Genomic DNA, 12,941 nt, shown 5'->3' on the forward strand with positions numbered 1-12,941 from the left:
TCGATTGATCCTGCACGCAGATTGATCGGACTTGCTGCAAGCTTAGTCGATGGCGGCGATCCTGGCGTTTTAAGGTATTGGCAGTTTATCGCTGAGGGTCAGGCGTGCGAGCCAGGCCGGATCATTGGCTCGCGCCCATCGATAAGCCCCGGCATCGTTGAAAAACACCGAGATATCCAGCAGGTCCCATTCGATCATTTTGATATTCAGTGCGTGGATGTAGTCAGCCGCGGCGCTGGTGACCGTCGACCACGGGTCGCAGATCCACACGTCGTCCCACCCGACTTCACCGAAGTTGATGGTTTGTACCAAGCCTGGCGGTGGTGTGCCCACCACGACAAACGCATGCCCAGCCGGCCGTGTGCCCCAGACACGCGCGGTACCGCCGTTTGTGCGGATCATCTGGCAGGCGATGTGGGCCATTTGGTCGCAATTGCCTGCGCCTGTCTTGAGGATGACTTCGGTGTAATTGGGATGGCCCATTTTGTTGTACTCCCACATCACGACGGGCTCGGCTACCCGCCAACGCTGGATTTCGGCGGCGCCCATGCCGAGGGTGTTGGCTGAGCCAACGCCGGTTTTTTCCACCACGGCCAAAGTGCTCTCTCTAGCCCGTTCCGCCAAATAGCGATTGATCTGTTGGGCGTTGGCGCCACCGGGCACATTCGGGCGGGGTGGCCAGATGTCCAGTTGGAGCGGTTGGTTGACCACTTGGATGTCCAGGCGCCGTCCCTGGTCGGAGGCGTTCAGCAATAACTCCCGTTGTTTGAGTACGCTCAGCCGGCTGGCCTGGGTGCGTAGCCGAGCCAGGCGCTCGGCATCGAAACCGCGGCGTGTCAGTTGGCGATAAAGGGTTTCCAGGGTGGGCAGGGCGACCAGCGGCTGGTCCGGGATCAATCCTCCCGCTTTCAAGTACTGGTTGCGCCAATCGCAGAAAGCCTGGATCAGTGCGCTGTCGTCACCGCCCAGGCTGTAATCCAATTGCTGGAGGTGTAACGGTCCTGTGGGTGCGGCAGCGGTCGCATAAAACAGGCCGGTGTCGGCTTCGACGACCCACTGTGTGCCGATCGGGTTGTTTGGCAACGTGATGGCCGCCGCGCGTAGGGTGCGGCTGTCTTCTATCGCGTCGTGAATGCCGGCGAGGCGCACGACCTGGGTCTGGCGGTTCAGCAGGTTATCCAGCTCGTCTCCAGGCAGGCCGAACTGAGGTTCATTGTCTATCCGTTGGGCGCTGACCTGTTGCTTGTACCTCAATGGCGTGCGGGGCCGCAGCGGTCGAAGTTCGAAGTCGTTCAGCGTCACGACGACCTCGTATACCCGGCGGTGCAACACCAGCCGGCGGTTGGCGCCCCCGATGACCGGCCCTGGAATCAGTCGGATATGGTCCAGGGCCTGGACCCGGCGTTTATGGATGGAGCCCAGGAAGGGATAGAGTTTTTTGCTGAAGCAGACAATGGGCACCGGGCTGCGTTTTGCCCGGCCGAGCGGGCAGGTGCTCTCAAGGGCATCGCTGAGGCGGATATAGGCGGCGCCGGTGATGTCGTTCAACTGCGCCGGGTTGCGTGGGTCGAGGCGCCAGAGCCGGTGATGATCAAGAAGGTCGATGGCGTCGGCACGGGGGATGATCAACGGCGGCGTTTCAAACAGGCGCTTCACCACACGGGCCTGAAAGCCGTCGACGCTGCGCATCGGGTGGGTGACCAGCGCCGAATCCAGGCGCAGGTCACCCAGTGGCGGGCCATAGGGCCGGCTGCTGAAAGGGTCGAAGCCATACCAGGCTGCGGGACGATGGATGACCGGCAGGTGGGTTACCGTCTCGGCATGAAACAGGCGCGCGTTGTCCACATCGGCCCGTTCGAGCAGGCGGCTGTAGTCCAGGCCACTGCCCTTGGCCAAGCGTTGCCGCGCGTGCCCCAGTGCAGTGTCCATCAAGTGGTGCCCGGCTTTGTTCAGCCTAACCCAGCCGTGGATACCGAGACGCAGCAACGATGGCAAACCGTCGAGTGGATTGAACGTTGCATTCACATAGCGGGCACTGAGTGATGCCAGTTGCAGCAGCTTACGGCTCGCCGGCAAGGTCTTGCTCAAGGTGGAGAGGGTGCGCGAGGCAAACACTTGAGTCGGGGCAAACACCCCCAGCACATCGAAAAAACAGCTCCATGCGCCCTCGATGGCTTGGCGGGTATCTCCCGAGGTCAGGCCTCTAACGCATGACCAAAATGGGATCAGGTTCAGTAAGTGGCCCACCAGGGCATCGTTGATGCGTTGTTGATCCTCAAGGATGTTGGATCCTCGTGCCTGCACGAGCAGCGCATCAATATCGAGAAACAAGTGGTGGCGGGTGATCGCCTGGGCGATTGCCTGGCTGCGGGGCGCATCGAAATCAAAAGGTGCGTCGCTGGCCTGGGGAATATCAAGGTTCAACCGGTCGGTGATCACCGTAGCCCATTGCTCTGCCTTTGGAGGGGCGCCGGTGGCGTATGCGGTCCAGTCAATGGCCAAGCGGCTACCGATAAACAACTGATTGTGCGGACGGGTACTGTTGGCGCTGCCGGTACTAAAGGAAAACGGCTGCCCGCCTGCTTGCAGCGTGATGGGCAGGCGTGGGTTCTTGCGCACTTGGTTGAGCAGGGGGAACAGTTCGTAATACGTCACCACCGGACGCTGCTCGCAGCGCAGCAGGATCCCGTAACGCCCGGTGCGCGCCATTTTATCCACGACTGACTCCTGGTCCAGAGGCACCTTGGCCGGCTGGCGAAGCACCCACAGTTGCAGTTCGCCGTGCAGCAGCAGTTGCCTGTCAGCCAGGGGCAGTTGCGACAACAGGTACTGTATGGCGTGGGTATAGGCGCTTTTAAGGCGTGTCATGTAGGCGTCGGCGGCGTGGTTGAACTGGGCACTGATGTTGTTCAGGTATTTGAAACCGGGTTTGAGCCGCGCGAGATCAAGTTGTCGGTCGGTCGAGTGCCATTCTGGGCGGATCGGCGCCAGGTCTCCGCTGATGTGCAGGTCCACCAGGCTTTGGGGGGAAGGGTGGGCGTGCCGAAACGGCGGGGCTTTGCCGACGCCCTTGACCCATTGCAGGCATTGTTTTTCCAGCAAGGGGTGCTTGGGAAAGACGCGTTGCAAATCGGCCAGGGCCATGGCGCGACGCGTCACCAGCGCAGTGGTCAATTGTTGGCTGGCGGACCTGAGGGCTTGCATGCGCGGTGCCAGTTGCTGTTTCAACGCCTCGATGGCGGCGAGCGAATAGGCCAGACCTTCGGGCACAGGGTGCAGCAGATTCCGGGCAACGCCCCAATCAATCAGGCTGGTGGTGGCGCAGTGTTCGTACCACAGCTGTTCATCGGCGGCGGCCTCCTGGGTCGCCAGGGTCATGACCTCGATAAATGTCATGTGTCGCACTGCGCCACTGGCCAGCGCCTCGGCCTGTAGAACGCCTTGCTTGAAGATCATCCAGGCGTAGGAACTCATGAAGTACAACGAGGCTGGAATGTCGCGCACCACGCATTCGGGCGCTACACCTGCCAGTAGCAGGTGGGCGGCAAGGGCCGTAGTGCGCGCGGTGGCGACACCCCGGTCGATCAGGTGTAATTCGACCGTTTGACGCAGCTCGACGTAATCGCGCCCCCAGAAGTCGCTGTGATTGAGGTCGAGCCCGGCCACGCGATAGCGAACTTCGCCGGCGTGGGGGTCCAGGCTGAGTATCAGTGCGCCCAGTACCAGCGCGTCACGGCTGGCGCGGTTGGTCGGTTCATCGGGCCCCTGGCCGTACCAGCCGACCGCGCGGATCAGGCGGTCCGCCAGTGCCTGCGCGCGTGGGCTGTTGAGTAATTGATGCAGGCTTTCATCAGGTTCAGAAGGTTCCAAGGGGCCCAACAACGTGGTCAGCAGCCCATTGATTGAGTCGGGCAGAAAAGCCGCGACCACCTCCCTGACTGCGGTGCGTTGCTGCGCCGAGAGCGTCAGCGCGCTCGGCTTGGGCAACCCCAGGGTTTCCCAGTAATTGCCCCAGCGCGGTTTAGCGTGGGCAGCGAGGGGCTGGTCGTAGTGCAACAATGCTACGTCGGAGTTGGCGAAGTCGCAGGCGGGCGGCACCGCCAGCGGTTCAGCCTGTTGCAGTTGCTCGATCACATCCCAGGCATCCTCGCGGCTGGCGGGCAGTGGCAGTTGATGCAGGTGGAGCAGCTGCGCCAGGCTGAAGCGGCCGTCCTGATGAATGAAGGTTTGCAGGCGCCCGGCGACGGCCATGAGCTCGTCAAACCGGGCTTGCGGCGGGAGCGCCAAGAGCTGTGCATGGCTGATCTCGACTGACGTGCCGCTGAGGGTGCCTGCGGTGGGATCAAAGGTGTAAACGTCACTCGCGGGTGCCAGGGCAATAAAGCGTGGATGTTCGATCAGGGCTTGCAACAGGGTGGCAGCTTGGCCCATGGCTCGGGCCCAGAACGAATTCGACGTCAGCCGGCATCGCGTTCGGTACAAGGCGAGTAAGTTGAAGGGGTCATCGGCCAAATCATGATGGCTGACCAGTGCGCGCAGTTCACGCGCCAGGGTTTGCGTGTCTTGGTGAAGCTGCTCGAAAGCGCTGTGCAGTGTTGGGGTCCCGGGCGTATCGGCGAAACCCTGGTGTGTACGCAAGGCATCCAACAGTACGCCCCGTTCGGCTGGCGTGCGCGGTTGTGGGTAGCCGTAGAAACGCAGGATCTGCCCAGGGCTCAGGGTCGGTAGGCCTTGGGCGTCGGGGTCGATGATCCAAACCAGCTGCTGTTTGCGCCAGGGGGCGTCATGCGCCTTGCGGTAGCGCTGCAGCCAGCTGTCCACCGAGCTGTGCGCCGGGATGTGCAGCGTCGCCTCAGGGGCGTCGCTGGCAAGATGATCGATCAGGCCGTTGATCAGCTCGCGGTCGGCCTGTTGGCGTTGAAGGGTCTCCATTCGTAGCGTCCTGCTGGAAAAACACCAGCCTGCCCGTTGGGTGCGTGACCTTCATCGCGAGCTTTCCGATTTATCCATGGGGAAACTCAACGTTGATTGAACGGCTTGAGATAGAGCTGCCCAGGGCGCGATAGAGGAAGCGGCCAGCGCTGCTGCCATGCAACACCTCCCAACGATTCGCTAGCTGTTTATTGGCATGAACATAGGGTATATGCTCCTGTTGTTTGTGCTTTTAGCAGCTGCTTTCACTAAATAGAATGGATTTTATGGTGAAAGAACCTATGTAGAGCTTTTTATACTGCATGCCCGCTGATCTTGCCTGGCAAGAAGGGCCCGCCCATGAGGCGGCTCCGGTTTCGGCAAGGGCGCAGGCTCACCGGCTTGTTCCCTTGAAACTCAACGGACAATCCAATAACAAAATGAGGTTGTACCCCTATGCCAGTCGGCAACCCACTGCCCCATGGCGAGACCGCTCAAGGCGGCCCGCTCAAACGCGAACTCGGCGAACGGCACATTCGCCTCATGGCCCTCGGTGCCTGTATCGGTGTCGGCCTGTTCCTCGGCTCGGCCAAGGCCATCGAGATGGCCGGTCCGGCGATCATGCTGTCGTACATCATCGGCGGCCTGGCGATCCTGGTGATCATGCGCGCCCTTGGCGAGATGGCGGTGCATAACCCCGTCGCCGGTTCGTTCAGCCGTTATGCCCAGGATTACCTCGGCCCGTTGGCGGGTTTTCTCACTGGCTGGAACTATTGGTTCCTGTGGCTGGTGACCTGCGTGGCGGAGATCACCGCCGTGGCGGTGTACATGGGCGTGTGGTTCCCCGACACGCCTCGCTGGATCTGGGCCCTGGCGGCGTTGATCAGCATGGGCACCATCAACCTGATCGCGGTGAAAGCCTTCGGTGAATTCGAATTCTGGTTCGCGCTGATCAAGATCGTCACGATCATTGCCATGGTTATCGGTGGCGTCGGCATCATCGCGTTCGGCTTTGGCAATGACGGCGTGGCGTTGGGTATTTCCAACCTGTGGGCTCACGGCGGCTTTATGCCCAATGGTGTGCAGGGCGTGCTGATGTCGTTGCAAATGGTGATGTTCGCCTACCTGGGCGTCGAGATGATCGGCCTCACCGCCGGTGAAGCGCGCAACCCGCAGAAGACCATCCCCAGTGCGATCGGCTCGGTGTTCTGGCGCATCCTGTTGTTCTACGTCGGTGCGTTGTTCGTGATCCTGTCGATCTACCCGTGGAATGAAATCGGCACCCAGGGCAGCCCGTTCGTGATGACCTTCGAGCGCCTGGGCATCAAGACCGCCGCCGGCATCATCAACTTCGTGGTGATCACTGCGGCGCTGTCGTCGTGCAACGGCGGCATCTTCAGCACCGGGCGCATGCTTTACAGCCTGGCACAGAACGGCCAGGCTCCGGCCACCTTCGGCACCACCTCCAGCAACGGCGTGCCGCGCAAGGCGCTGCTGTTGTCGATCTTCGCGTTGCTGCTGGGCGTGTTGCTCAACTATCTGGTGCCGGATCAGGTGTTTGTCTGGGTGACGTCCATCGCCACCTTCGGCGCGATCTGGACCTGGCTGATGATCCTGCTGGCCCAGCTCAAATTCCGCAAAGGCCTGAGCCCGGCCGAACAGGCGGGGCTCAAGTACCGCATGTGGCTGTACCCGGTCAGTTCGTACCTGGCCCTGGCATTTCTGGTGCTGGTGGTGGGCCTGATGGCGTACTTCCCGGATACCCGCGTGGCGCTGTATGTGGGCCCGGCGTTCCTGGTATTGCTGACGGTATTGTTCTACGCCTTCAAGCTGCAACCGACCAACCTGGCCTCGCCTTCGGCGCGTTCGGCCTGATGCCTGGAAGGGCCCGTTGCGTGCAACGGGCCCTTGGGTCTATTGCGTCCGTGTCGCCAATTTGAGCGACTGATCCAGTCGCTTGTTGAATTCCAGCCACATCGCCAGCATCACCATCAAGGCCGCGCCGGCCATCGCCGTCAGTATTTGCATGGCGAAGCTATCGCCTGCCAAGGCATTGATCATGTCCGCGAGTGGCGCGAGTACCACGCCAAGGCAAAACGCCTCCAGCGAGTAACGGCCCATGCGACAGGTGTGCTGCGCCAACCAGTTTTCGGTCCATGCGCGGCCTGGCAGCAACTTTGCCGTGACATAGGCCAACGCGAGAAAATGCAGCAGGCGCACGGGCGACAGGTCAGTTTTGCTGATGGGGTAGAGCAGGTCGCTGAGCGGCGCGGGCATCCACGCGTCATGCACCTCGGGCCAGCGCCACGATAGCGTCAGAATACCTGCGGCCACCGCGTACAGGGCCGCCGCCACGAACAAGGGTTGCTGCGCGAGCGGGCGCGTGTCCACAGGACGTGTCTTCCCCGCCTGGATAGCCGCGGCGCCGCCGAGCACAAACAAGAATTGCCAAGTGACCGGGTTGAAGTACCACACGCCATCGGCAATTGCCCTCAGGTTCCAGCCCATCCAGGGTGCCAGCAGGTAAATCGTTGCTGACCCGAGCACGACCATCCAGGTCTTGCGCAGCATCAGTGGCAGCACAAGCGGCAAGCCGGCCAGCAGCACGATATACAGCGGCAACGGGTCCATCAGGTTGGGCTTGAAGCGCAGCAGCAACTCATCGGTCAGGGCCTGTTGCGGATGGGTGACGAAGTGCGTCAGGCCCATCTCTTCAACCAGGTCGCGGGTTTCCACGTGGCTATTGGCGAAGAACACGATGCCCATCAGCATCGCCAGCAAGAAGATATGCACCACGTACAACACCCAGGTACGACGCAGGATTTTCAGTGTGGCAATCCAGTAGCCATCACGTTGAAGGATCTTGCCGTAGGCCAATACGGCGGCGTAACCGGCGAGGAACACAAACACCTCCGCTGCATCGCTGAAACCGATGTTGCGCAGGGTGATCTGGCCGAGGGGGTTGTGGGGGACGTGATCCCAGAAAATGAAGATCAACGCCAGGCCCCGAAAAAAATCGATGCGCGGGTCGCGTCCGTTCAGCATGGCAGCGGGCTCTTGAGCAAAAGGTTTAGTAATGACAGGCGAATGCGCGTGTTGTCGTACGCCGCACGTCGGGCGGGCGCAGGTTGGCGGTATTTGTAAGTAATTGCAAAGGTTGGGTATTACTGGATGTCTCGAAAGCCTGCCCGGTGAAAGGCAGGCTCGGAAGGCGTGTATCAGGCGGCGACCACTTCATGGGGTTCGAAGCTATCCGCCCGTGCCATCTGCCACATGCGCGAATAGAACTCGCCATTTACCTCGCCGGTCAGCAACTCACCTGGCTTGAGGAACACATGCAACTGCGAGAACAGCTTGATCTCGGTCGCCGACATGCGTCGTACCAAGTGCTTGGCCGACAACTGCGACGGATGATCCAGGCCCGCTGCCGCGAGCATTTCGGCGAGGGCCTTGAGGGTGTTGCGGTGGAAGTTGAACACGCGCTGGGCTTTGTCCGGCACCACCAGCGCACGTTGGCGCAGTGGGTCCTGGGTGGCCACGCCGGTCGGGCATTTGTTGGTATGGCAGCTCTGGGACTGAATGCAGCCGATGGCAAACATGAAGCCCCGCGCCGAATTGGCCCAGTCGGCGCCGATGGCCAGTACGCTGGCGATGTCGAATGCGCTGACGATCTTGCCGCTGGCGCCGAGCTTGATCTTGTCGCGCAGGTTCAGGCCCACCAGGGTGTTGTGCACGAACAGCAAGCCTTCACGCAGCGGCACGCCGATATGGTCGGTGAACTCCACCGGCGCGGCACCGGTGCCGCCTTCCTTGCCGTCCACCACGATAAAGTCCGGGAGGATGCCGGTTTCGAGCATGGCCTTGGCGATGCCCATGAATTCCCACGGGTGGCCCAGGCAAAACTTGAAGCCCACCGGTTTGCCGCCGGACAGTTCACGCAGTTGCGCGATGAACTGCATCAGTTCAATCGGCGTGGAGAACGCGCTGTGGCGTGACGGCGAGATGCAGTCCTCACCCATCAGGATGCCGCGGGTCTCGGCGATTTCCTGGGTGACTTTGTGCTTGGGCAGGATGCCGCCGTGGCCGGGTTTGGCGCCTTGGCTCATCTTGATTTCGATCATGCGCACTTGCGGGTTCTGCGCCTGCACGGCGAAGCGTTCCGGGTCGAAGCGGCCGTCGCTGGTGCGGCAGCCGAAGTAGCCGCTGCCCAGCTCCCAGGTCAGGTCGCCGCCGTTTTCACGGTGGTAGGGGCTGATGCTGCCTTCGCCGGTGTCATGGGCAAAGTTGCCAAGCTTGGCGCCCTGGTTGAGCGCGCGGATCGCGTTGGCGCTCAGCGAGCCAAAGCTCATCGCCGAGATATTGAACACCGACGCCGAGTACGGCTGGGTGCACTGCGGGCCGCCGACCATCACGCGAAATGCGCTGGGGTCGCTGAGCGGTGCCGGGCGCATGGAGTGGCCGATGAATTCGAAGCCCGACTGGTACACATCGATCAGGGTGCCGAACGGTTTGTCGGCGGTTTCATTCTTGGCCCGCGAATAGACCAGCGAGCGCTGGGCGCGGGAGAAGGGCAGGGCGTCGCTGTCGGATTCCAGCAGGTACTGGCGGATTTCCGGGCGGATGGCTTCCACCAGGTAACGTATATTACCCAGGATCGGGTAGTTGCGGCGCACGGCGTGAGGGCTTTGCAGCAGGTCGAACACACCGATCAGGCTCAACACGCCCGTGACCAGGGTGATCGGCCACAGCCATTCATGTTCGATAAAGGGGAGGCTGGCGAGGGTGAAAATGACGCACACGGCAAAGAAGGCGTAACGGCTTAATAACGACAGGCTCATACGGTTTTCCTTGGTTCGGACTCATCGGCTAGGCGTTTTGCGCCTGTAGAAAGATCGAGAACAGCTCTGACTGGGATTTGATCCCTAGCTTGCTGTAGATGTGTTTCTTATGGACTTTCACGGTTTCAACAGAGATTTCCAGCTTACGAGCGATTTCCTTGCTGGAGCAACCGCTGAGCATCAAGCGGCCTACATCCAGCTCGCGGGCAGTGAGTTGCGCGCCCCAGTCATCATTCTGGATTGGCTGCGGCGTACTGACCTGGTTGAGTTCATGGGGCAGGCGTTGGCGCAGCAGGCTCACGACCCAGGGTTGAATCAGCGATAGCAGGGCGATCTGCTGCGGGTCAAAGCGCTGCTTCGAGCCCAGCGACAGGCACAGGGTACGCCCATCCGGCAGGTGGCAATTGAATTGGATTTCATCGGCCACCACGTTCAAGCGGAAGTAGCGCTGGTAGTACTCGGTGAGTTCGAAGTGTTCCGGCGCGACTTCGGCCAGACGCAAAAGCCCGGTGCGCGCGTGTTCGCGGCTGGCAATGTAGAAGGGGTCGAGCAAGTACAGGCCGTTGAGGTAGTCCTGGAACAGGTGGTCCGGCGTGCCGTCGGCGCCTGGGCATTCGGCGAACACCAGCGGGCGGTGTTCGCTGCTGAACAGCAGCGCCACCCAGCTGTCGGACGGCACGTATTGGTCCAGCAACCGGACAAGCTGGGTCCAGAAGTTGGGCTGGTCCAGCGCGTCTATCATTTGCCCCACCGCACGGTGCCAGGCGATGTCTTGCAGCGACATGGTCATTGATCTACCCCTATCGGGTTACCCCCGCCGCGTGATTCCCTGGTGGGTTGAGGCTGCGCATACTGCGGCACAGCTAAAGAACAAGGAATACCCATGAAGGTCGAATTTGCCCAGTTGGCCGGTCGTGATAACGATACAGCTTACAACCTTGAGCGCGCCTTGGCGGCCATTGCCGCCTGCGCCGACGATACGCAACTGATCGTATTCCCGGAAACCCACCTGACCGGGTTCCCCACGGCCGAGACCGTCGCGGCCATTGCCGAGCCGCTGGATGGCCCCACCGTGCAGGCGATTATCCAGGCCGCCCACGCGCGCAACGTCGCCGTGGTCATCGGCATCGCTGAAAATGATGGCGGCCAGTTCTATAACGCCACCTTGTTGATCACTCCCGAAGGTATCGCCCTCAAGTACCGCAAGACCCACCTGTGGCCGTTGGAGCGCGGTGTGTTCAATCCTGGCGACCGTTACCCCACTGGTATGTGGAACGGTCTGCGCGTCGGCCTGTTGATCTGCTACGACATCGAGTTCCCTGAAACTGCCCGTGCCCTGGCGCAATTGGGCGCCGAGTTGCTGATTGTCACCAACGGCAACATGGACCCCTACGGGCCTACCCACCGCACCGCGATCATGGCCCGTGCCCAGGAAAACCAGGCGTTTGCGCTGATGGTCAACCGGGTGCAAGAGGGCGATGGCGACCTGGTGTTCGCTGGCGGCAGTGCGTTGGTGGACCCGTTTGGCACGCTGCTGTTTGAAGCCGGGCGTGAGGAAGGGCAATACACGGTTGAGCTGGATCTCGACCGACTGGCGGCGGCGCGCAAGGATTACCGCTACCTGGATGACCAGCGCATGAAATTGCCGGGTGAGGTGATCGAGCGCAGCGATGGGACGCGCGAGTTGTTGATCCCACAGCACTGATTTCCCTTTGTGCATCGCCACACTAAACAGCCTTGCCCATAAGAAAAATGACATTCGCAACACCTATTTCAGTTCTGCCATAAATCTAATAATTGCGCGGAGAATCACCCATGGCTCGTTTGCAACGCACCCTGTCGTTAGGGTCGGTGGTGCTGTTTGGCATCGCCTATATGACGCCGATCATCGTGCTCGGCACCTTCGGCATCCTGGCGCAATCCACTGCGGGCATGGTCCCCGCCGCTTACCTGGCCGCCCTGGTGGCGATGTTTTTCACCGCCATGAGTTACGGGCGCATGGCTTCGGCGTTTCCGGTGGCCGGTTCCGCCTATAGCTATGTGCGCAAGGCCATCAGCCCCAAACTGGGCTTTATCGCGGGTTGGGCGGTGTTGCTCGACTACCTGTTCTTGCCCATGGCTATCTGGCTGATCGGTGCGGCGTACCTCAATTCAGCGTTCCCGGCGGTGCCGCAGTGGATCTGGGTACTGGCCTTTATCGGCATCACCAGCGCCATCAACATCGTCGGCCTCAAGCTGGCCAACGGCATCAATGCGTTGCTGATGCTGGTGCAATTCCTGGTGCTGATTGCGTTTGTGGCGCTGTGCATCCACTACATCGGCGGTGACGCAAGCAAGCCGCTGTGGACCATCGCCCCCTTCTTCAACGGCCAGATGCACATGCCGTTGATCATGAGCGGTGCGGCCATCGCCTGCTACTCGTTCCTGGGCTTTGACGCGGTGAGTACGCTGACCGAAGAAACCCGCGACCCACGCCGCACCATCCCACGGGCGATCATGTTGATTACCTTGATTGGCGGCCTGATCTTCGTGGCGGTGTCCTACTTTGTGCAGGTGGCCCATCCGTCGTTCGAGTTCGCCAATGTGGATTCGGCGGCGTATGAAATCGCACGCAATATCGGTGGCGACCTGTTCGTGTCGATCTTCCTGATCGGCCTGATTGTCGGCCAGTTCGCCTCGGGGCTGTCGGCCCAGGCCAGTGGTTCGCGCTTGCTGTTCGCCATGGGCCGCGACGGTGTGTTGCCCAAGTCGTTCTTCGGCGCTTTGCATACGCGCTTCGGCACGCCGGTCAACAGCATCCTGTTGTGCGCGGTGGTGGCGCTGCTGGCGTTGAAGCTGGACGTGACCACCTCCACCTCGTTCATCAACTTCGGTGCTTTCCTGGCGTTCAGCCTGGTCAACCTGTCGGTGATCTTCCATTACTGGATCGGCGCCAAGCAGCGCGGCCTGCGTGAGTTGATCCTGTTCCTGGTGTTCCCGTTCATTGGCCTGCTGGCGGACCTGTGGTTGATGGTCAGCCTCGATCATCTGGCGATCTATCTGGGCCTGGTGTGGTTGGCGATCGGCCTGGTTTACCTGGGCGTGCTGACTCGCGGGTTCTCACAGCAGCCACCGGAGATGGACTTCCAGGAAGCCGTATAGAAGCGACGGGCCTATTCTTATTGCAATCGGTTCTCGTTTGGGCGCATGATT

The 12,941-nt window shown here is 61.1% G+C and carries 7 protein-coding genes; 3 read left to right on the forward strand and 4 right to left on the reverse strand.

Annotated features, from left to right (window positions below; translation table 11 throughout):
• Positions 1–69: 69 nt before the first annotated feature.
• Positions 70–4,932 carry a hypothetical protein gene (locus tag ACP7EW_RS10605; RefSeq protein ID WP_426216917.1) on the reverse strand — a complete coding sequence of 1,621 codons (4,863 nt, stop codon included), beginning with the start codon at positions 4,930–4,932 and terminating at the stop codon, positions 70–72.
• Between the two features lie 435 nt (positions 4,933–5,367).
• Here ACP7EW_RS10605 and ACP7EW_RS10610 point away from each other — a divergent pair, with 435 nt between their 5' ends.
• Positions 5,368–6,786 carry an amino acid permease gene (locus ACP7EW_RS10610; protein ID WP_038846010.1) on the forward strand — a complete coding sequence of 473 codons (1,419 nt, stop codon included), beginning with the start codon at positions 5,368–5,370 and terminating at the stop codon, positions 6,784–6,786.
• 39 nt (positions 6,787–6,825) lie between these two features.
• Here the strand turns inward: ACP7EW_RS10610 and ACP7EW_RS10615 are convergent, their stop codons facing one another.
• The 3 genes from ACP7EW_RS10615 to ACP7EW_RS10625 form a co-directional block, all read right to left on the reverse strand.
• Positions 6,826–7,956: an OpgC family protein gene (locus ACP7EW_RS10615; RefSeq protein ID WP_426216920.1), complete on the reverse strand. Its 1,131-nt coding sequence runs from the start codon at positions 7,954–7,956 to the stop codon at positions 6,826–6,828.
• A 173-nt stretch (positions 7,957–8,129) separates the two neighbouring features.
• Complete coding sequence (locus ACP7EW_RS10620; protein WP_426216922.1) at positions 8,130–9,749, reverse strand: FMN-binding glutamate synthase family protein; 1,620 nt, start codon at positions 9,747–9,749, stop codon at positions 8,130–8,132.
• A 28-nt stretch (positions 9,750–9,777) separates the two neighbouring features.
• Positions 9,778–10,539, reverse strand: coding sequence for a response regulator transcription factor (locus ACP7EW_RS10625; protein ID WP_426216924.1), 762 nt, complete (start codon positions 10,537–10,539; stop codon positions 9,778–9,780).
• Positions 10,540–10,632: 93 nt separating this feature from the next.
• Here ACP7EW_RS10625 and ACP7EW_RS10630 point away from each other — a divergent pair, with 93 nt between their 5' ends.
• Together ACP7EW_RS10630 and ACP7EW_RS10635 are read left to right on the forward strand one after the other, a co-directional pair.
• Positions 10,633–11,454 carry a carbon-nitrogen hydrolase family protein gene (locus tag ACP7EW_RS10630; protein WP_426216926.1) on the forward strand — a complete coding sequence of 274 codons (822 nt, stop codon included), beginning with the start codon at positions 10,633–10,635 and terminating at the stop codon, positions 11,452–11,454.
• A 110-nt stretch (positions 11,455–11,564) separates the two neighbouring features.
• On the forward strand, positions 11,565–12,890 hold the full coding sequence (locus tag ACP7EW_RS10635; protein WP_426216928.1) for an APC family permease: 1,326 nt from the start codon (positions 11,565–11,567) through the stop codon (positions 12,888–12,890).
• The last annotated feature ends 51 nt before the right edge of the window (positions 12,891–12,941 follow it).

The organism is Pseudomonas sp. DWRC2-2, from assembly GCF_049897885.1.
In the GTDB taxonomy this organism is placed as follows: Bacteria; Pseudomonadota; Gammaproteobacteria; order Pseudomonadales; family Pseudomonadaceae; genus Aquipseudomonas; species Aquipseudomonas azotoformans_A.